This is a genomic window from Saccharothrix saharensis (genome assembly GCF_006716745.1).
GTDB lineage: Bacteria > Actinomycetota > Actinomycetes > Mycobacteriales > Pseudonocardiaceae > Actinosynnema > Actinosynnema saharense.
The window spans coordinates 2,586,440-2,606,279 of record NZ_VFPP01000001.1; the positions used below are offsets into that span (position 1 = coordinate 2,586,440).

A 19,840-nucleotide genomic window follows, 5' to 3' on the forward strand; every position below is an offset into this window, starting at 1 on the left:
GTTCGCCCCGGCCCCGCCGTTCGGTCGGTGGTGCGTCAGAAGCGGGCGCCCACGTCCGCGCCGTTGCCCGGGCGCAGGAAGTCCGAGGACGGGATCGAGCCGTCGGCGTTGCGCGGGCCCGTGAGGGTGGCCGGGTTCGTGCTCGTGAACGACCACGTGCCACCGAGGTTCCACGAGTTGCCGCTGCCGGTGGAGGTCGAGCCCAGCGAGGCGTTCGTGCCGTTGGCGACCGACAGGTTCTTGGTGAGCGCGCTGCTCGACCGGTCGAACTGGAAGCCGGTCTTCGGGTTGTCCCACGCGGTGCTGCGCTCGATCCGGTGGCGGCCGGGGTTGTTGTTGTCCACGACACCGCCGGCCGCGTTGTCCCACGTCATCGTGTTGCGCACGGTGTGGTCGGCGGCGACGCCGTTGCCGCCCAGCTTCAGCCCGTTGCCGTCACCGGTGAAGTCGGGCAGGTTCCAGCGGTTGAAGCCGTTGCCCCAGGCCAGGCTGTTCTCGGTGAGGATCGGCGAGGAGAACATCCAGTAGTCCAGGCCGTCGTCGGAGTTGTGCCACAGCCGCGCGCCGCGCACGACGTTGCCGGTGCCGGACCCCTCCTTGATGGCCAGGCCGTCGGCGCTCTCACCGTTCTTGCGCGGGTCGCGGTTGCCGTGGGCGTCGAGGTCGAGGATCCGGTTGTCGCTCGACGCGCCTTGGAGGTGCAGGCCGGACTCGTAGTTGTCACGCGTGACGAGCCGGTCGAAGACGGTGTTGTTGACGTCCAGGCCGAACACCCCGTAAGGGCCGTGCACGACCTCCAGGCCGATCAACCGCCAGTGGTCGCCCTCGATGTGGATCGCGCCGCGTTCCGCGCGCGGGATGCTGGAGCCGACCGCGCCCGGCGTGTGCGGCATGTTCTCGCCGTCGACGACCACGCGCTCGTTGCCGTAGTTGCGCAGGGTGATGGGCCGGCTCGCGGTGCCGTTCTTGAGCAACTGGATGTTGGTGGTGGGCGCGTACGTGCCGCCGCGCACGTGGATCGTGTAGCCGGGCTGGGCCAGGTCGACGCCGCGCTGGATGGTGCGCAGCGGCGCGGCCGGGGTGCCGGGGTTGCCGTCGTCGCCGTTGACCGCCACGTACAGCGCGTCGGCGGGCGGCGGTGTGCCGTCCTGGGTGAAGTCCAGGTAGTCGACGTTCGGCAGGCCGGCCGAGGTGGTGGGGCTCAGCCGGATCGTGCCGGAACCCGCCGGCACGGTCAGGGAGACGGTCTTCGAGACCCACGTCGACCACGCGCCCGTGGCTTCGAACGAGACCGATCGCACGGTGGCGCCGTTGACGACGAGGTCGGCGGGGCGGGCGGCCGTGCCGCCGTTGGCGAACCTGATCACCACGGTCGCGGCGCCGGCCGCCGGCGCGGCGACGGTGAACTGCGCGCCGGCACCGATGGCGTTGTCCGCGTTGCAGAACCCCGTGCCGGAGTAACCGGACCAGTTCGAGTCGAGGGAACCCGCGCACACGGCGGGCGCGGATTCGGCTTCGTGGTGCGTGGTCGCGGCGGTCGCCGTCCCGCCCGGTGCGCCGAGGACCGCGACTGCGATCACCACGGCGGCGGCACAGGGTTTCAACCTCATTGTTCCTCCCTCGGTGTGACGCGGCAGCGAGCCCGTGTTCACGCTTCTGAACTGCACAAACACGATCAGGGAGCGATCTCGGGCACGCTAACGCACACGTTTGGAAAGGCGCAATGATTCGACTGCCGAATTCCGCGGTTTCACAATCGTGAACAAAAAGGGCGGGCACGGGGACGAATGTCCCGTGCCCGCCCCCGACAGCGCGGTCGGTGCGACTAGTGCGGCGACTCCGCCTTGCCCGCCTTGACCGCGAAAGAACCGGCGACCGCGACCAGCGACAGGATCGCCGCCAGCACCAGCGCCGCGTGCATGCCGCCCATCTCCGCGCCGACGCCCGGCCCACCGGCGGTGGCCAGCTCGGCGGCCCGCGCGCTCATCACGCTGACCAGCAGCGCCACGCCCGCCGCGGCGGCGAGCTGCTGGGTCGTGCTGAAGATCGCGCTGCCGTGGGAGTACAGGCGAGCGGGCAGCGCGCCCAGGCCCGAGGAGAACAGCGGCGTGAACGAGAACGCCAAGCCCAGGCTGAGCACGAGGTGGAACACCAGCACGTACGTGGCGGACGTGCTGGCGTCGAACGTCGTGGCGAACCACAGCGAACCGCTGGTGGCGACCGTGCCGACGATGAGCAGGACGCGCGGCCCCACCCGGTCGTAGAGCCGGCCGACGAACGGCGACAGCAGACCCATCAGCAGGCCGCCGGGCAGCAGCAGCAAACCGGTGGCCAGCGGGTCGAGGTCCAGCACGTTCTGCATGTAGATCGGCAGGATCGTGACCACGCCGAGCAGCAGGCCCATCATCACCATCATCAGGGCACTGGCGAGCGTGAACGTCCGGAAGGCGAACGTGCGCAGGTCCAGCAGGGCCCGTTCGTCGCGCTGCAACCGCACCTGGCGCAGGACGAACGCGACGATGCCGAGCACGCCCACCGCCAGCGACGCCCACAGCGTGGCCGACGACCCGCCGCCGCTGTGCCCGATGCTCGACAGGCCGTAGACCAGGCCGCCGAAGCCGAACACCGACAGCAGGACCGACAGCGGGTCGATCGGCGCGCTGCTCGCCTCGCCGATGCGGGTCACCCAGCGCAGGCCGAGCACCAGCGTCGTCACCGAGATCGGCAGCACGACCCAGAACATCGCGCGCCAGCTGAACACGTCCAGCAGCACGCCCGACACCGTCGGCCCGATGGCCGGCGCGACGGAGATGACGATCGAGATGTTGCCCATCACCGCGCCGCGGCGGGCGGGCGGCACGAGCGTCATGACGGTCGTCATCAGCAGCGGCAGCATGATCGCCGTGCCGCTGGCCTGCACCACGCGCGCGGCCATGAGCACCGGGAAGCCCGGCGCCAGCGCGGCCAGCAGGGTGCCCGCGCTGAACAGGCCCATCGCCACGCCGTAGAGCACGCGCGTCGACACGCGCTGGATGAGGTAGCCGGTGATCGGGATGACCACCGACATGGTGAGCAGGAAGCCCGCGGTGAGCCACTGGCCCACGGCGGCGGTCACCTGGAGTTCGGTGAGCAGCACGGGCAGTGCGACGCCCATGATGGTCTCGTTCAGGATGACCACGAACGTGGCCACGAGCAGCACGCCGATCACGGCGCGGTCGGCGCGGGTGAGCGCGGGCGGCGACGTCACGGCGTCGGACACACCAGCGGAAGTCATGCGTGGATCCCCCAGAGGAAAAGACGGGCGCGGCGAAGAGGCGACGGCGCCCCGAACACTCCAACCCTACCTCCGCGGGTGCCGACGCCACCTCACCTTTTCCCGTCGGCGAACTCGGCCCGGGTGCTCGACCACCACGTCACCCACCGCTGCGCGAAGCACTCCGCGACCAGCCGGCGGTGGCGGTGGTGCGGCCTGTCCCCACCGCACGGCAGGACCGCGTCGTCGACCTGGTCACGAGGCACGAGGTCCTCGACGCGCCGATGCCGCGTCGGCTCGTTCGACCAGGGCCGTCGCGCCGGGGCCGCGCAAGAGGCCGAAGAACCGCTCCGCTGCTTCCTCGGTGAACCGACGGTGTGAAGCCCCATCGCTCCGCCGTCCCGTCCTGGCGGAGCCCGTCGTCGACGTGGGCGATCCGGAACCACCCCTGGTCGACGCCTCGTCGTGGCGCAGCGGACCGCGGGAGCGAACAGCCGGTTCTCGCGGGCGCGCGGGAATCGGCCGAGCACACCATCGACCCGGTCGCCGCCACGGGCGCGAGGACTGCTCACCCGACTATTCCGGCGAGGAACCCCGCGACCTTCACCCCGGTGCGGGCGGCCTTCTCGTCCACGGTGAGCGACTCGTGCAGGCGGCCGCCCGGTCCGGCGTCCTTCTTGCCGCGCAGGTAGAGCGAGCACGCCAGGTCGGCGCAGATGTAGACGCCCACGGAGTTGCCCTGCTGGCCGCCGCGGCCCGCCTTGCGCGCCGTCATCAGGGTGACGCCGTCGCCCGGGTGGGTGGTCAGGCACAGCGAGCACATGTTGCGCCTCGGCCGGCCCGCGGCGGGTGAGGCCAGGCGCAGGGCCACGCCCACCAGGCCGTCGTCCGACGGGGCCACGAGGTAGGCGCGCTGCGGGGCGGCGGGATCCCGCCAGCCGAGGAAGTCCAGGTCGTCCCACGGTCGGTCGGCCAGGTCACCCGGCACGGGCAGGCGCTTGGCCTCGCCCTTGCTGCAGTTCACGAACGACGCGCGGATCTCGCGCTCGGTCACGGGTTCCATGACGCTCAAGCTACGTCAGGTAGGTACCAAGGACAAATGGTTATGCATTAGCCTAGACCCCCTAGGAAAGGGGACGGCATGGCGCGTGCGGGGCTCACCGTCGAACGCCTGGTGCAGGCGGCGGCGGAACTGGCGGACGAGGTCGGCTTCGACAACCTGACCGTCTCGGCGCTCGCCCGCCGCTTCGGCGTCAAGGACGCGAGCCTGTACTCCCACCTGCGCAACGCACAGGACCTCCGGGAGCGGGTGGCCGTGCTGGCGTTGCGCGAGCTCGCGGACCGGGCCGCCTCCGCGCTGGCCGGTCGCGCGGGCCGGGACGCGCTGATCGCCTTCGCCAACGCCTACCGCGACTACGCCAGGACCCACCCCGGCCGGTACGCCGCGATGCGGATCGACCTGACGCCGGAGGTCGCGGCCACCAGCCGGGCGGACCGGCACTCCGAGATGACCCGGGCCATCCTGCGCGGCTACCACCTGCCCGAGCCGGACGAGACCGACGCCGTGCGCCTGCTGCACAGCACGTTCCACGGCTTCACGACCCTCGAAGCGTCGGGCGGGTTCGGGCACCACCCGCGTGACACCGAGGCGTCCTGGACCAAGACCCTCGACGCCCTGCACCACCTGCTCGGCCACTGGCCGGGGTGAACCCCGCCGCCGGTGAAGCCGGGAAGGCTCCACGGTGGATGATCCACGACCCACCGTCGTGTCGAAAGTTTCGATACGTTTCGCGATGGCCGGATTACCGCACGTACCGACCGGACATCCGGCCGTACGGCGGCAAGAAAGACGGCCGAATGGCGTCCACCAGCCAACTATCCATCATGTGAGACGAGTTGGTACACCGGCAGTTCATTGACGTGACACCGCGCCGCCCCCTATCGTTTCGAATCAGTTCCCGAAAGTTTATCTGAATATTCGAAAGTTTCGGCGACCGTCCTGCAGACCCCCGCCAAGAAGCGGGCGGTGCCCAGCCGACCCCCTCGGCACGCACCTGTGGGAGGAACGAACGAGATGTCACAACTCGTCCTGTTCGCGATCGACATCTGCGCGGTGGTGCTGCTCGTCTTCGGGCTCTACTTCCCGCGGCACCGCCGCCGCGACCTGGTCGTCGCCTACCTCGGCGTCAACATCGGCGTGCTCGCCGTCGCGAGCGCGTTGAGCACCAGCAACACCGGCGCGGGCATCGGGCTGGGCATGGCGTTGTTCGGCGTGCTGTCGATCATCCGCCTGCGCTCGACGGAACTCGACCAGCACGAGGTCGCGTACTACTTCTCCGCGCTGGCCCTGGGCCTGCTCGGCGCGCTGAGCACGTCCTCGCTGTGGCTCAACGGCGGCCTGATGGGGCTCATCGTCGTGGTGATGTTCCTGGGCGACAACAAGAAGCTGTTCCGCCACTACCGGCACCAGGTCCTCGTGCTCGACTCGGCCATACCCGACCACGTCGCGCTCGTGGCGCACCTGGAACAGCTGCTCAACGCCAGGGTGCACTCGGTCACCGTGCAGCGGTTGGACATGGTGAACGAGACGACGATCGTCGACGTCCGGTACTCGTTGACCGGACGCGCCCGCACCGCCGCGCCCACCGCGCCCGCGCACTCCGGGGCGCGCCGATGACCGCGACGACGACGTTCGTGCCCGCGGTGGCGCGGATGGCCCCGGTCGGGCTGGCCGAGCTGGTCGAGCGGGCCGCGCTGCAGACCAGGGTCGACCGCAAGTACGTCGTGCCGGCCGACGCGCTGCCGCACCTGTTGGAGCAGGTCGCGCCCCACGCGCGGGTGCTCGACATCGACGGCGCGCGCACGTTCCGCTACGAGTCCGTCTACTTCGACACCCCGCGGTTGGTCAGCTACCACTCCGCGGCCTACCGCCGGCGTCGCCGGTTCAAGGTGCGCACCCGCACCTACCTGGACACCGCCGAGTGCTGGCTGGAGGTCAAGATCAGCGGGGCGCGGGGCAGCATCACCAAGCACCGGCTGCCCTACCACCCGGCCGACTGCGACACCGTGCGGCCGGGGCGGCACTTCGTCGAGGCGGCGCTCGCGCGCGAGTCCATCGCGCCCGAAGCCGACGGCTCGTTCGAACCGGTCCTGGTCACCGGGTACCAGCGGACCACGTTGCTGCTGCCGGAATCCGCGAGCCGGGTCACCGTCGACACCGCGCTCTCCTGGCGGCACGGCGGCTCCGCGTTGCGGCTGTCCGGCTTGGCCGTGATCGAGACCAAGACCGCGTCTGCCGCGTCACCGGTCGACCGCATGCTCTGGCAACGGGGTGTGCGCCCGGCCCGGATCTCCAAGTACGCCACGGGTCTCGCCGCGCTGCGCCTCGACCTGCCCGACGCGCCGTGGCGGCGGACGTTGCGCCGCCACTTCCGCGGGGCCACGCCGTCGGTGGACCCGGTACCGACCACCCTGTCCCACCGACCCGAACAGGAGACATCGTGCGTGTGACCCCCCGCAGCAACGGCGCCGCGGCAACACACCGGTCCAAGGGGCTCGCGGTCGCCGCCCTGCTCCTCACCGGACTGCTCATCCCGCTGTCGGCGGGTGCCGAGCCCGACCGCCCCGACGTGGCGGGCAGCACGGCCGCCGCCGACGCCATCGCCGCCGCGGCCGCGGCCGACGACCTGGTCGGCGACATCACGTTCTCCGTGCCCAGCGGCACGTTCCAGGGCCAGGTGTCGGTGTCGCTGACCACCGCGATCGCCGGCGCCCAGATCCGCTACACCACCAACGGGCAGCTACCCACCGCGCAGTCGACGCTCTACCAGGGCTCGCCGGTGCAGCTCACCCGCACCACGCAGGTGCGGGCCCAGGCGTTCGTCGGCAACGCGGCGTCCGGCCGGCCCGGCACCGCCATGTACGTCGCTCGCGAGGCATCGCTGACGGCGCACGACCTGCCGGTGGTCGCGATCGACTCCTACGGCGCGGGCAAGCCGCAGCGCGAGTACTTCGACGGCGCCACCATGATCTTCGAGCCGCAGGCGGGCGGCACGACGTCGTTGGCGGCGACACCCGCGGTCGCCACCCGCGCCGGGTTCAAGCTGCGCGGCCAGTCGTCGGCCTCGTTCGAGAAGACGCCGTACCGGCTGGAGTTCTGGGACAACACCAACGACGACGCCGACTACCCGGTGCTGGGCATGCCCGCCGACTCCGACTGGGTGCTGCGCGGACCGTTCACCGACAAGGCGCTGATCCGCGAGGCGTTCATCTACGACCTCGGCCGCGAGATGGGTCTCAAGGCGCCGCGCTACAAGTTCGTGGAGTTCTACCTCAACACCGACTCCACCCCGGTGGGCGCCGGTGACTACATGGGCGTCTACATGGTGGTCGAGACGATCAAGAACTCGAAGAACCGGCTCGACCTCAAGGGCCTGGACGAGGACGACACCACCCTGCCCAAGATCCAGGGCGGCTACATCTTCAAGTTCGAGTGGATGGCGGCCGAGGAACCGACGCTGCCGTGCACCGGGCCGACCGGCACGTGCTGGAACTACCTGGAAGTGGTCGACCCCGACCCGTTGAACGCGCAGCAGCGGGACTGGTTGCGCGGGCACATCCAGGAGTTCAACGACGTGCTGCGGGCACCGAACTTTGCCGACCCGGCCACCGGGTACCAGAAGTACCTCGACGTGCCGTCGTTCATCGACCACATGATCATCAACGAGCTCAGCCGCGGCATGGACGCCTACCTGCGCAGCGCCCACTTCCACAAGGACCGGGACAGCAAGATCTTCGCCGGTCCGCTGTGGGACTTCGACCTCACGTTCGGCGTGGGCGGGTTCTTCCAGAACGACCAGGTCTCGGGCTGGCAGTACCTGCAAACCCGGCAGCCGCAGGCCAACGACTGGCACACCCAGCTCCTGCGCGACCCGGCGTTCGTCAACCAGGTCAAGGTGCGCTGGCAGGCACTGCGCCGCGGTCCGCTGTCGGATTCCGCGCTGCAGAGCCGGATCGACGGCCTGTCCCGGCCGCTGACCAACGCCGCGCAGCGCAACTTCCAGCGCTGGCCGAACCTCAGCTCGGCGACCGTCGGTTTCTTCCGCACCCCGACCGCGCCCACGTGGCAGGGGCAGGTGCAGGCGATGCGGGACTGGATGCAGCGCCGCATCCAGTGGCTGGACTCGACGTCGGGTTGGGGCGGTTCGACCACTCCGACGTCCACGACGACCTCCACCACCACGACGACCACGACGTCTACCACCACCACGACCACGCAACCGGGCGGTGCCCGGTGCTCGGCGACGTACACGGTGGTCAACCGGTGGCAGGGCGGCTTCCAGGGCGAGGTCCGCGTCACCGCGGGCACGTCGGCGATCAGCAACTGGACCGTCTCGTGGACCTACACCGGCGGTGAGGCGGTCAGCCAGGCGTGGAACGCGACCGTGACCAGCCAGGGTTCGACGGTCACCGCCCGCAACGCCGCGCACAACGGCTCGGTGGGCGCGGGGCTCAGCACGACGTTCGGGTTCCTCGGGTCGTCCACCGGGACGCCCGGCACACCGGTGCTCACCTGCACCGCGAGCTGACCCGTCCGACGAAGACCGGGTGCCCGGCGCCACTCCCGGCGCCGGGCACCCGGTCGTGAATTCGCATTCCGCCCGCGGCCCTACCGGATAGTTTCGCAAACTGTTGACCGCGCGAGCACCCGACTCGATGCTATTCGACGTCGCTCAGCAATGCCGCTGAAAGGAATTCCGCTGATGTCCGTCAAGATCAGAGGCGGGAGGTTGATCCCGCTCACGGCGATCACTTTCCTGCTCATGGCAATAGTGACGTCGAACGCCCAGGCGGCGGTGACCACCAACCAGGAGGGCACCAACAACGGCTACTTCTACTCGTTCTGGACCGACAGCCAGGGCACCGTCTCGATGGAGCTCGGGTCCGGCGGCAACTACAGCACGTCGTGGCGCAACACCGGCAACTTCGTCGCCGGCAAGGGTTGGGCCACCGGCGGGCGGCGGACGGTGAACTACTCGGGCAGCTTCAACCCGTCCGGCAACGCCTACCTGACCCTTTACGGCTGGACCCGCAACCCGCTCGTCGAGTACTACATCGTCGACAACTGGGGCACGTACCGGCCCACCGGCCAGTACAAGGGCACGGTCACCACCGACGGTGGCACTTACGACATCTACAAGACGACGCGGACGAATGCGCCGTCGATCGACGGGACGCGGACCTTCGACCAGTACTGGAGCGTCCGGCAGTCGAAGAAGACCGGCGGCAGCATCACGTCGGGCAACCACTTCGACGCGTGGGCCCGCAACGGGATGAACCTCGGCAGCCACTACTACATGATCATGGCGACCGAGGGTTACCAGAGCAGCGGCAGCTCCAACATCACCGTGGACGGCGTCCCGGGCGGCAACCCGGGCAACCCGGGCACCGGCGGCTGCACCGCCACCCTGTCCGCGGGCGAGAAGTGGGGCGACCGGTACAACCTCAACGTCTCGGTCAGCGGCTCGACCAACTGGACCGTGACGATGAACGTCCCGTCGCCCGCGAAGGTCCTGTCGACCTGGAACATCAGCGCGAGCTACCCGAACGCCCAGACCCTGACCGCGAGGCCGAACGGCAGCGGCAACAACTGGGGCGTGACGATCCAGGCCAACGGCAACTGGACCTGGCCCTCCGTCTCCTGCGCCGCGAGCTGATCAAGGCCGGCGGCACGGCGGTCCCCCCGCCGTGCCGCCGGCCGCTCACTGCACGTGGTACAGCTCCGGTTGCGGGATGGTGCGCTTCGCCGTGCGCCGTCCGTCCCGCAGCCTCTCCAGCACGTGCACCGCGCTCTCCGCGATCCGGTGGGAGTCCTGCACCACCGTGGCGCGCAACGGGCTCGTGCCGTCGTCGACCAGGTTCCGCGCTTCGACGATCCCGTCGACCCCGACCACCACCGTGTCCGCGGTGAACGGCGAACCGACCGCCCGCAACGCGTCGACCGCGCCCAGGGCCATCTCGTCGTCGGTGCAGAAGATCGCGTCCAGCCTGACCTTGCGGTGGTCGAGCAGGCGGACGTGCGCCCGCACCGCGTCATCGGCGCGCGACCGGTGGAAAGCGCAGCGGTCGTCGACCGTGATCGACACGTCGGGCAAGGCCGCCCGCAGGACGTCCGCACAGCACCGTTGGCGCTCGCCGTACTCCTGGCCGGCCACGATCAGCACGTGCGGTCGGCGCTCGCCCTGGCGCCGCAAGTGCGTGACGAGCCAGTCCCCCGCGGCCTGGGCATCTCGGTCGCGACGACGAACCCGCCGACGTAGCCGTGCTTCGCGGCGAGGATGCGACGCAGGTGGTACGCCTGCGCCGAGGCGTCGTAGTCGCGTTCCGGGACCCTTGAGCACGAGGTCGAGGCCATTGCGGTCGAGCACGCCGTGCATGCGCTGCGCGAAACCGGCGACCCGGTACCCCTGCTCGAACGCCGAGGTGACGAGGAAGACCTGCCTCGCGCGCCCCTTCCGCCGCCGCGCCTGGATGAGCAGCGGGGCGGCGACGACCGCTGCCACGAGGGGCATCGAACAGGCGGGCACCGCCCGGGTCGGCACGCCACCGCGGATCACGTGCGCGACGCCGGCCACCACCGCACCGCCGGCGAGCAGGAGTGCCGGAACCGCGCCCCACGCCGGTCGTGCCCTGGGGTGGACGTGGTGCTCCACGGTGACGACCGCGTCCCGGCCCGTCTGCACGACCGATCCGTCGGACGCCGCGCTCGCGTGGTGGCCCGCCGCGCCACCGCGCTCGACCGGCGGCATCGGGCCACGCCGGCGTCCGGCTCGTTCGCTGTCGCGGCCATCGGGCCGGGAACCTCAGCCCACGCCGCGTTCCCTCTTCCCGCCCGGACCGGACATCCTGGATGTGTGCGGTACAGCGGGCGTCGGCCGGGACCAGCCCGCACTTCTGCGGTGGTCGTGCGGAGTTCTCCGGACGGGGGTCGGCCGACGCGGCCCGGCCGCGGCTGCTCGACCTGCTCGCGGACCCCGACCCGCTGGTGCACCGCGCGGCGACCGTCCTGGTCGCCGATGACGACCTCCGGGTCCGGTCGGTCGCCGTCACCCCACGTCAGCGCCACCGCGTTCCCGGTCCCGCCAATACGTTAACTCCCGAGAGCCGCGCGCATTTCCGGCCCGAACGCGCCTTGCCCTGGATCGGTTCCCCTCCCTTGAGGACAGTGGAGGCGCAATCGGCAATCCACACCGTCCTAGGGAGTTCGACGTTGTCCAGTACAGCTGAAACGCGGGCCGGGCAACCGGTCGCCGGTGGCTCGCGCGGCGGGCTCGTCCTGCTGTTGTTGTGCGCCGCGCAGTTCATGATCGTCCTCGACTTCTCCATCACCAACGTCGCCCTGCCGACGATCCAGACCGACCTCGGCTTCTCCGTCAACGACCTCCAGTGGGTGGTCAGCGCGTACGCCCTGACGTTCGGCGGGTGCCTGCTGCTCGGCGGCCGGGTCGCGGACCTGCACGGGCAGCGGCGGCTGTTCATCATCGGGTTGCTGGTGTTCGGCATCGCCTCGCTGCTCGCCGGGTTCGCGCAGGACGCCGTGCAACTGGTCGTGTTGCGCGGCGTCCAGGGGCTCGCGGCCGCGTTCGTGGCACCGGCCGCGCTGGCGCTGCTGACGACCTCCTTCCCCGAGGGTCCGGCCCGCAACCGCGCGCTCGGTGTGTGGGGTGCGGTGCTGTCGCTGGGTTTCGTGTGCGGTGTCATCGCGGGCGGTGTGCTGACCGACCTGCTGAACTGGCGGTGGGTGTTCTTCATCAACGTGCCGATCGGCGTGATCACGGGTGTCGCCGCGGTCGTGTTCATCTCCGAGGTGGCGCGGCCCGCGAACCGGGTCAAGCTGGACATGCCCGGCGCGATCACCGTCACCGTGGCGTTGATCAGCCTGGTCTACGGCCTGTCCGTGGCGCACACCCACGGCTGGCTGGGTGCGACGACGTTGGGCGCGTTCGCGTTGTCCGCCGTGCTGCTGGTGGCGTTCGTGTTCATCGAGAACAAGGCGCCGCACCCGTTGGTGCCGCTGCGGATCTTCAAGCTGCGGGCGCTGGTGGTGGCCAACGTGACGAACCTGGCGCTGATCGGGGCGTTCGTCGGCTCCACCTACATCGTCACGCTGTACCTCCAGGTGATCGAGCGGTACACGCCGCTGCGCACCGGCCTGACGTTCTCCGTGCTCGGCCTGACCGCCATGCTCGCCGGGTTCACCGCCGGGAGGATCGCGGCGAAGATCGGCTCGCGCGCCACGATGGTCCTCGGCGTGGCCGCCCAGGCGGCCGGGTCGCTGGCGATGGCCGCGCTGCCGTCCGGCGCGGCGGGGCTGGTCGCGGTGCTCGTCGGCACGGCCCTGGTGGGGTTCGGCAACATCACCGCCGTCGTGATGATCATCATCTCCGCGACGGCGGGCGTGCCCGACGACCGGCAGGGGCTCGCGGGCGGTCTGTTCAACACCTCGCAGCAGCTCGGATCGGCGCTCGGCGTCGCGTTGTTCGCCGCCATCGCGGTCAGCCGCACGGCCGGTGAGCTGCCGGCGGGCGTCTCCGTGGCCGACGCGCCGGCGGCGGCGCTGCTGTCGGGCTACCGGTTCTCGTTGCTGCTGTGCGGTCTCCTGGCCGTCGCGGCGGGCCTGTTCGCCGCCCTCGCCGACCGCCGCCGGGTGAACTGACCCGGGCACGGGAAAAGGCTCGTAGGACCCGACCGTCCTACGAGCCTTCTCGCGTGCTCAGCAGCGGGTGAGCCAGACCGCCGCCCTCGCGGGCAGCGCCAGTTCCGCCACCGCCCGGCCGTCCTCCGGCACCGCCACGACCGCCTCCGGCGCACCGTCACCGCCGAACTCGACGTCCTCGGTGTGCAGCAGGACCCGCCACACCCCGGACGACGGCAGCGGCAACCGGAAACCGGCCCGCGGCCCGCCGAAGTTCGCCACGCAGACCACGTCGGGCGCACCGGGCGCACGCCGCGTGAACGCCACGACGGCACGCGACGGGTCGTCGTCCACCAGCCACTCGAACCCGTCCGGCCGGTCGTCCGCCCGGTACAGCGCCGGATGCGCCGCCTGCACCCGGTTCAGCGCCGCGACCAGCCGCGCCACGCCCGCGTGCACGGGATCGTCCAGCAGGTCCCACGCCAGCTCGCGGTGGTCGGCCCACTCGTGCGGCTGGCCGATCTCACCGCCCATGAACAGCACCTGACCGCCCGGGTGCGCCCACATGTGCGCGAGCAGCACGCGCAGCCCCGCCGCGCCGCCGGTCTTGGCGATCAGCGAGCCCTTGCCGTGCACCACCTCGTCGTGCGACAGGGGCAGCAGGTACCGCTCGCTCCACGCGTACTCCGCGGGCAGCTTCAGCCGCTCGTAGTCGCCGTCGCGGAAGTACGTCAGCGTGTCGTGCATCCAGCCGAGGTTCCACTTGCGGTCGAAACCCAGCCCGCCGGCCGCCGTGACGCCCGGCCAGGTGGTGGACTCCTCGGCGATCAGCAGCGCGTCCGGGTGCAGGCGCCCCGCGGTCGCGGTCAGCTCCCGCAGGAACGCCAGCGCCTCCAGGTTCTCGTTGCCGCCGTGCTCGTTGGGCTCCCACTCACCCGGCCCGCGCGAGTAGTCGCGGTACAGCATGGACGACACCGCGTCCACCCGCAGACCGTCCACGTGGAACTCCTCCAGCCAGTACAACGCGTTGGCCAGCAGGAAGTTGCGGACCTCGGGCCGACCGAAGTCGAACACGTACGTGCCCCAGTCCGGGTGCTCACCGCGCCGCGGGTCGGGGTGCTCGTACACCGGCACGCCGGTCAGCCGCCCCAACGCCCAGTCGTCCTTCGGGAAGTGCGCGGGCACCCAGTCGAGGATCACGCCGATGCCCCGGCGGTGCAGGACGTCCACCAGGTGGCGCAGGTCGTCCGGGCTCCCGTACCGCGCGGTCGGGGCGTAGTAGGAGGTCACCTGGTAGCCCCAGGAGCCGCCGTACGGGTGCTCGGCCAGCGGCAGCAGCTCCACGTGCGTGAAGCCGAGCCCGGCCACGTGGTCGGCGAGCCGTTCGGCGGCTTCGCGGTAGCCGAGTCCCGCTCGCCAGGACCCCAGGTGCACCTCGTACACGCTGATCCGGTCCGGCCGGTGCCACCACGCGCCGTCGGACCACGCGTGCCGCGACCGCGTCACCACGGACTCGACCGCGGGCGGCGGCGTGGTGCGGAACGCCATCGGGTCGGCCTTGTCCCGCCACACGTCGTCCTCGCACAGGATGCGGAACCGGTAGCGGTGCCCTTCCCCGGCCTCCGGCACCACGGCCTGCCACACGGGGATCAGCGGATCGCGCACCAGGTCCGCCTCACCCCACTCGCCGCACACCCGCACCGCACGCGCGCCGGGAGCCCAGAGGGCGAAGCGCACGCCGTCGTCGACGACGTGCGCCCCCAACACCTCCCACAGCCGCTCGTGCCGCCCCTCGGCGATCAGGTGGCGGTCCAGGTCGGCCAGCGCGGGCGTGACGACGGCGGTCACGACGACCCGCCGACCAGCTCGCGCACGGCCCGCAGCGGCACCGGCAGCCAGTCGGGCCGGTTCGCCGCCTCGTACCGCACCTCGTACAGCGCCTTGTCCAGCTGGTAGGCCCGCAGCACGGTGGCCGCGGCCGCCAGGTCCACGCCGGACTCGCTGGCGTACCCGGCCAGGAACGCGCGCTGCGCGTCGTGCACCCAGTGCCGGCTGCGCCGCTCGTCCTCCACCGACCAGTACGTGGCGGTCAGCCGGTGGTGCCCGGCCACGTAGTCCAGCGACCGCAGCATCCCGGCCACGTCCCGCAGCGGCGAGTCGGGCCGGGCCCGCTCGGCGAGCGGCGCGGACGGCTCGCCCTCGAAGTCCAGCAGCACCCAGCGGCCGTTGCTGCGCAGCACCTGGCCCAGGTGCAGGTCACCGTGGACGCGCTGCACCTCGCCGACGGCCGCGGTTCGGACCCGGTCGCCCAGGCACGCCCGCAGCGCCGCCGCGTACGGCCGCACCGTCGGTGCGACCTCCAGCGTCTCGGCCAGCCGGGTCAGGAACCGGTCCGCCAGCGCCTCGTGGTCCGCGGGCGCGGAGCCCAGCGCCCGGCCCAGGTCGGCGTGCACGGCCGCGACGGCGACGCCCAGCCGACCCAGCTCGCCCACCAGGTCCAGCTCGCGGGGCGTGCCGGTGAGGGTGTGGCCCAGGTCGGCGCGTGCCGCCTCCCAGCCCTCGATCCCACCGTCCACGTAGGACTCGACCAGGCCGAGCGTGTCCGTGCCGTCCAGGGTGATCGAGCCGAGCAGCCGCGGCACGTACAGGCTGTCCCGCAGCACGCGGTGCAGCGCGAGGTCGGGGTTCTCCCCCGGCCACACCCGCCGGAACACCTTGAGCACGCTGTGCCCGCCGACCACCAGCGAGGTGTTGGACTGCTCCACGCCCATCGGCCGCACCTCGCCCGCGCGTTCGGGCAGGTCCACGCCCAGCTCGGGCCGGAACGCCACCGCGCCCGTCGTCCCGGCCTGCGCCACCAGGTCGTACAGCCGCGTGACCAGCTCCGGGTCGGCGAGCGCGTCGTAGTGCACCTCCCCGGCCGCGGTGCCGATCACGGCGTCCGCCAACCCCGCGGGCAGGTCCGCGCGGACGCCCACGGGGACGTGGAACCGGCCGTGGGCGGTCGCCACGACGGCGATCACGCCGCGCACCGGCCCGGCCGCGAACGGCTCCACCCGCTGCACGGTCACCTCGTCCGCGTCGTCGGCGGGGAACCACCGCTGCCGGGGCAGCCACTCCTGCAGCCCGGGCACACCGGTGATGGCAGTGGTCATCGCGAAGGCACCTCCATCTGGATGGCGAACCAGTAGAACCCGTGGCCGGGCAGCGTGACCTGGTACGGCGCGGCGCCGATCACCGGGAACTCCACGCCGCCGGTCAGCTCGGTCAGCTCGTGCCCCTGGAACTCCCGCAGGTCCAGCTCGACCGCCTGCGGGTGGCGGGACAGGTTGTTCACGCACAGCACGATGTCCAGCCGGCCGTCCTCGGCGCAGTGCTCGCGCAGGTAGGTCATCACGGCCGCGTTGCCCGAGGGCAGCTCGCGGAACCCGCCCAGGCCGAACGCCCGGTGCCGGCGGCGGACGTCGATCATCCGCTTGGTCCAGCGCAGCAGCGAGCCGGGGCTGTCGATCTGCGCCTCGACGTTCAGGCTCTGGTAGCCGTAGACCGGGTCCGCGATGACCGGCAGGTAGAGCCGGCCCGGGTCGCCCCCGCTGAACCCGCCGTTGCGGTCGGGCGTCCACTGCATCGGCGTGCGCACGCCGTCGCGGTCGCCGAGCCAGATGTTGTCGCCCATGCCGATCTCGTCGCCGTAGTAGAGGACGGGCGAGCCGGGCAGCGACAGCAGCATCGCGGTGAACAGCTCCTGCTGGTTGCGGTCGTTGTCCAGCAGCGGGGCCAGGCGTCGCCGGATGCCGATGTTGGCCTTCATCCGGGGGTCCTTGGCGTACTGGGAGTACATGTAGTCACGTTCCTCGTCCGTGACCATCTCCAGCGTCAGCTCGTCGTGGTTGCGCAGGAAGATGCCCCACTGCGCGCCGGCCGGGATCTCGGGCGTGGCCGCGAGGACTTCCGAGATCGGCACGCGCGACTCCTGGCGCACGGCCATGAAGATGCGCGGCATCAGCGGGAAGTGGAACGCCATGTGGCACTCGTCGCCGCCCACGCTGGGGTCACCGAAGTAGTCCACCACGTCGGCGGGCCACTGGTTGGCCTCGGCCAGCAGCACCCGGCCCGGGTACTCGTCGTCCACGACCTTGCGGCACAGCCGCAGGAACTCGTGCGTCTCCGGCAGGTTCTCGCCGTTGGTGCCCTCGCGCTCGAACAGGTACGGCACCGCGTCCAGCCGGAACCCGTCGATGCCCAGGTCCAGCCAGAACCGCAGGACGTCCAGCATCGCCTCCTGCACGGCCGGGTTGTCGTAGTTCAGGTCGGGCTGGTGGCTGAAGAACCGGTGCCAGTAGAACTGGCCGCGCACCGGGTCGTAGGTCCAGTTCGACGTCTCCGTGTCCACGAAGATGATGCGGGCGTCGGCGTACTTCGAGTCGTCGTCGCTCCACACGTAGAAGTCGCCGTACGGCCCGTCGGGATCGCGACGCGACTCCTGGAACCAGTGGTGCGAGTCGGACGTGTGGTTGAGCACCAGGTCGGTGATCACCCGGATGCCCCGCTTGTGCGCCTCGTCCAGCAGGTGCACGAAGTCCTCCACGGTGCCGAACTCGGCCAGCAGCGCCCGGAAGTCGCGGATGTCGTAGCCGCCGTCGCGCAACGGCGAGTCGTAGAACGGCGGCAGCCACAGGCAGTCCACGCCGAGCCACTGGAGGTAGTCCAGGTGGTCGGCCAGGCCGCGCAGGTCGCCCGAGCCGTCGCCGTTGCTGTCGCTGAACGCGCGGACGAGCACCTCGTAGAAGATCGCCGACTTGTACCACTCCGGCTCCACGCCGATGGGCGTGGCTACGCGCGGCGACTCGCCGCTGGGCAGCAGACGGCGCGGCATCAGGCCCTCACCGCCACGACGTGCGCGACCGCGCGGGCCGGGTCGAGCCGGACGTAGTTGTTCGCGCCCCACTGCCAGGTCTGGCCGGTCACCTCGTCGTGCGCGGTGAACGCGGACGGCACGCCCAAGGCGTCCAGGTCGGTGGTCAACGTGCCCTCCTGCGGTCGGTCGGGGTCGAGGGTCACCACGGCCAGCACGGTGTCGCCGGTCGCGGGGTCGCGCTTGGAGAACGCGACGAGCGCGGGGTTGTCGACGGCGTGGAACGCCAGGCCGTCGAGCGACCACAGCGCCGGGTGGGCGCGGCGGACGCGGTTGAGCAGCGTCAGCCACGGTTCCAGGGAGTCGCCCCTGGCCCGCGCGCCCGCGAAGTCGCGGGGTCGCAGCTCGTACTTCTCGGAGTGCCGGTACTCCTCGCTGCCGGGCGCGACGGCCTCGTTCTCGTACAGCTCGAACCCGGAGTACACGCCCCACGTCGGCGACAGCAGGGCGGCCAGGGCGGCGCGGATGGCAAACATCGCCGGGCCGTTGTCCTGCAGGTGCTTCGGCAGGATGTCGGGCGTGTTCACGAACAGGTTCGGCCTGGCCTCGTGCGCGTGCGCGGCGAGCTCCGCGCCGAAGCCCTCCAGCTCCGCCTTGTCCGTGCGCCACGTGAAGTAGGTGTAGGACTGGGTGAAGCCCAGGCGCGCCAGACCGTACAGGCGCGCGGGCCGGGTGAACGCCTCGGCCAGGAACAGCACGTCGGGCCGGTCCCGGTGCACCTCCTCGATCAGCCACGCCCAGAAGTCCGGCGGCTTGGTGTGCGGGTTGTCGACCCGGAAGATCCGCACCCCGTGGTCGATCCACAGGTGCACCACGCGCAGGACCTCCGCGTACAGGCCCTTGGGGTCGTCGTCGAAGTTCAGCGGGTAGATGTCCTGGTACTTCTTGGGCGGGTTCTCCGCGAACGCCACCGTGCCGTCGGGCAGGCGGGTGAACCAGTCCGGGTGCTGACCGACCCACGGGTGGTCGGGCGCGCACTGCAACGCCAGGTCCAGCGCCACCTCGATGCCCAGCTCCGCGGCCCGCGCCACGAACGCGTCGAAGTCGGCGAACGAGCCCAGCTCCGGGTGGATGGCGTCATGCCCGCCGTGGACGGAGCCGATCGCCCACGGCGAGCCGACGTCGCCCTCCAGCGCGACCAGCGTGTTGTCCCTGCCCTTGCGGTTGACCTCGCCGATCGGGTGGATCGGCGGCAGGTACACGACGTCGAAGCCCATTGCGGCGACCCGGTCCAGCTCGGCCGTCGCGGTGCGGAACGTGCCGTGCACCGGCCGGCCCCGCTCGTCCACGCCGCCCGTGGAGCGGGGGAAGAACTCGTACCAGGAGCCGAACGCGGCCTTCGGCCGGTCCACCCACAGCCGGTGCGGTACGCCCTCCGTGACCAGGTCGCGCACCGGGTGCTCGTGCATCTCGGTGAGCACGGCCTCGTCCAGCGCCGCGGCCAGCCGGTCGGCCAGCGGCAACGCCCCCGAGCGCAGCCGGACCGCCGCGTCGCGCAGCAGCACGCCGTTCGTGTCGTCGGCCGACGACGCGCGGTCCAGCAGCCGGGCGCCGAGCTCCAGGTCGTTGGCCAGTTCGGTCGCGCCCTGCCCCGCGCCGGTCTTGGCGCGGATGGCGTGCAGCCAGGTCGACCACGGGTCCGACCACGCGTCGACCCGGAACTCCCACTCTCCCACCGCGTCCGGCACGATCACCGCCGACCAGCGGTCCGCGCCCGCGTCCTCCACCCGCATCCGGGTGCTCTGCCAGGCGCCGTCCGGGCCGCGCCAGCGCACCGTCGCCCCGACCGCGTCGTGGCCCTCGCGCCACACCGCCGCCCGCACCGGCACGTGCTGCCCGACCACGGCCTTGGCCGGCCGCGCTCCCGACGACACCGCCGGGGAGACGTCGTCCACGACGAGTCTCCCCACCGTCGCGTCATCCATCATCAGGTCCACCTCTCGGATCCCTCCGCCGTGGGCAATTCCGTTACCGCCGC

The 19,840-nt window shown here is 71.4% G+C and carries 14 protein-coding genes; 6 read left to right on the plus strand and 8 right to left on the minus strand.

Going from position 1 to position 19,840, the window contains the following annotated elements; translation table 11 throughout:
- Positions 1-35: 35 nt before the first annotated feature.
- The 3 genes from FHX81_RS10525 to FHX81_RS10535 form a co-directional block, all read right to left on the minus strand.
- Entirely contained in the window at positions 36-1,610 is a 1,575-nt protein-coding gene (locus FHX81_RS10525) for a right-handed parallel beta-helix repeat-containing protein (RefSeq protein ID WP_141977363.1), read from the minus strand.
- A gap of 215 nt (positions 1,611-1,825) precedes the next feature.
- A complete protein-coding gene (locus FHX81_RS10530; protein WP_141977365.1) occupies positions 1,826-3,274 on the minus strand; it encodes a DHA2 family efflux MFS transporter permease subunit in 1,449 nt (482 codons plus the stop codon).
- 547 nt (positions 3,275-3,821) lie between these two features.
- On the minus strand, positions 3,822-4,316 hold the full coding sequence (locus FHX81_RS10535; RefSeq protein WP_141977367.1) for an FBP domain-containing protein: 495 nt from the start codon (positions 4,314-4,316) through the stop codon (positions 3,822-3,824).
- Between the two features lie 78 nt (positions 4,317-4,394).
- On the opposite strand from FHX81_RS10535, the gene FHX81_RS10540 reads away from it, so the two are divergent.
- From FHX81_RS10540 to FHX81_RS42590, 5 genes are all read left to right on the plus strand, one after another.
- A complete protein-coding gene (locus FHX81_RS10540; RefSeq protein ID WP_141977369.1) occupies positions 4,395-4,961 on the plus strand; it encodes a TetR/AcrR family transcriptional regulator in 567 nt (188 codons plus the stop codon).
- A 366-nt stretch (positions 4,962-5,327) separates the two neighbouring features.
- Positions 5,328-5,930: a DUF4956 domain-containing protein gene (locus FHX81_RS10545; RefSeq protein ID WP_141977372.1), complete on the plus strand. Its 603-nt coding sequence runs from the start codon at positions 5,328-5,330 to the stop codon at positions 5,928-5,930.
- Positions 5,927-6,763 (plus strand): polyphosphate polymerase domain-containing protein, encoded by an 837-nt coding sequence (locus FHX81_RS10550; RefSeq protein ID WP_141977374.1) that lies wholly within the window; start codon positions 5,927-5,929, stop codon positions 6,761-6,763. Before FHX81_RS10545 ends, FHX81_RS10550 begins: the two co-directional genes overlap by 4 nt.
- Positions 6,754-8,841, plus strand: coding sequence for a CotH kinase family protein (locus FHX81_RS10555; protein ID WP_141977376.1), 2,088 nt, complete (start codon positions 6,754-6,756; stop codon positions 8,839-8,841). Before FHX81_RS10550 ends, FHX81_RS10555 begins: the two co-directional genes overlap by 10 nt.
- Before the next feature lie 174 nt (positions 8,842-9,015).
- Positions 9,016-9,969: a glycoside hydrolase family 11 protein gene (locus tag FHX81_RS42590; RefSeq protein WP_281291726.1), complete on the plus strand. Its 954-nt coding sequence runs from the start codon at positions 9,016-9,018 to the stop codon at positions 9,967-9,969.
- 45 nt (positions 9,970-10,014) lie between these two features.
- On the opposite strand, the gene FHX81_RS10565 is transcribed toward FHX81_RS42590, so the two are convergent.
- Positions 10,015-11,061 (minus strand): sugar ABC transporter substrate-binding protein, encoded by a 1,047-nt coding sequence (locus FHX81_RS10565; protein ID WP_246107749.1) that lies wholly within the window; start codon positions 11,059-11,061, stop codon positions 10,015-10,017.
- A gap of 461 nt (positions 11,062-11,522) precedes the next feature.
- On the opposite strand from FHX81_RS10565, the gene FHX81_RS10570 reads away from it, so the two are divergent.
- Positions 11,523-12,968: an MFS transporter gene (locus FHX81_RS10570; RefSeq protein WP_170232000.1), complete on the plus strand. Its 1,446-nt coding sequence runs from the start codon at positions 11,523-11,525 to the stop codon at positions 12,966-12,968.
- 57 nt (positions 12,969-13,025) lie between these two features.
- Here FHX81_RS10570 and glgB read toward each other — a convergent pair whose 3' ends face one another.
- Genes glgB through FHX81_RS10585 form a run of 4 tightly spaced genes read right to left on the minus strand, consistent with a single transcriptional unit; the run spans position 13,026 to position 19,790 of the window.
- Entirely contained in the window at positions 13,026-14,795 is a 1,770-nt protein-coding gene (glgB, locus tag FHX81_RS10575; protein ID WP_246107750.1) for a 1,4-alpha-glucan branching protein GlgB, read from the minus strand.
- Positions 14,792-16,102 (minus strand): maltokinase N-terminal cap-like domain-containing protein, encoded by a 1,311-nt coding sequence (locus tag FHX81_RS41930; RefSeq protein ID WP_246107751.1) that lies wholly within the window; start codon positions 16,100-16,102, stop codon positions 14,792-14,794. Before FHX81_RS41930 ends, glgB begins: the two co-directional genes overlap by 4 nt.
- The gene (treS, locus tag FHX81_RS10580; protein WP_141977385.1) at positions 16,099-17,823 is read right to left on the minus strand and encodes a maltose alpha-D-glucosyltransferase; all 1,725 of its coding nucleotides are present in this window, start codon (positions 17,821-17,823) and stop codon (positions 16,099-16,101) included. Before treS ends, FHX81_RS41930 begins: the two co-directional genes overlap by 4 nt.
- Positions 17,823-19,790, minus strand: a complete 1,968-nt coding sequence (locus FHX81_RS10585) for a maltotransferase domain-containing protein (protein ID WP_281291727.1) — start codon at positions 19,788-19,790, stop codon at positions 17,823-17,825. The genes treS and FHX81_RS10585 overlap by 1 nt, the downstream gene beginning before the upstream one ends.
- Positions 19,791-19,840: the final 50 nt, after the last annotated feature.

What these genes read in the sequence shown, in the direction of transcription:
- FHX81_RS10585 (WP_281291727.1), bottom strand. Translation starts at nt 19,790, where the DNA reads ATGATGGATGACGCGACGGTGGGGAGACTCGTCGTGGACGACGTCTCC.
- FHX81_RS10535 (WP_141977367.1), bottom strand. Translation starts at nt 4,316, where the DNA reads ATGGAACCCGTGACCGAGCGCGAGATCCGCGCGTCGTTCGTGAACTGC.
- FHX81_RS10540 (WP_141977369.1), top strand. Translation starts at nt 4,395, where the DNA reads ATGGCGCGTGCGGGGCTCACCGTCGAACGCCTGGTGCAGGCGGCGGCG.
- FHX81_RS10530 (WP_141977365.1), bottom strand. Translation starts at nt 3,274, where the DNA reads ATGACTTCCGCTGGTGTGTCCGACGCCGTGACGTCGCCGCCCGCGCTC.
- FHX81_RS42590 (WP_281291726.1), top strand. Translation starts at nt 9,016, where the DNA reads ATGTCCGTCAAGATCAGAGGCGGGAGGTTGATCCCGCTCACGGCGATC.
- FHX81_RS10550 (WP_141977374.1), top strand. Translation starts at nt 5,927, where the DNA reads ATGACCGCGACGACGACGTTCGTGCCCGCGGTGGCGCGGATGGCCCCG.
- treS (WP_141977385.1), bottom strand. Translation starts at nt 17,823, where the DNA reads ATGCCGCGCCGTCTGCTGCCCAGCGGCGAGTCGCCGCGCGTAGCCACG.
- FHX81_RS41930 (WP_246107751.1), bottom strand. Translation starts at nt 16,102, where the DNA reads ATGACCACTGCCATCACCGGTGTGCCCGGGCTGCAGGAGTGGCTGCCC.
- FHX81_RS10545 (WP_141977372.1), top strand. Translation starts at nt 5,328, where the DNA reads ATGTCACAACTCGTCCTGTTCGCGATCGACATCTGCGCGGTGGTGCTG.
- FHX81_RS10565 (WP_246107749.1), bottom strand. Translation starts at nt 11,061, where the DNA reads ATGCCGCCGGTCGAGCGCGGTGGCGCGGCGGGCCACCACGCGAGCGCG.
- FHX81_RS10525 (WP_141977363.1), bottom strand. Translation starts at nt 1,610, where the DNA reads ATGAGGTTGAAACCCTGTGCCGCCGCCGTGGTGATCGCAGTCGCGGTC.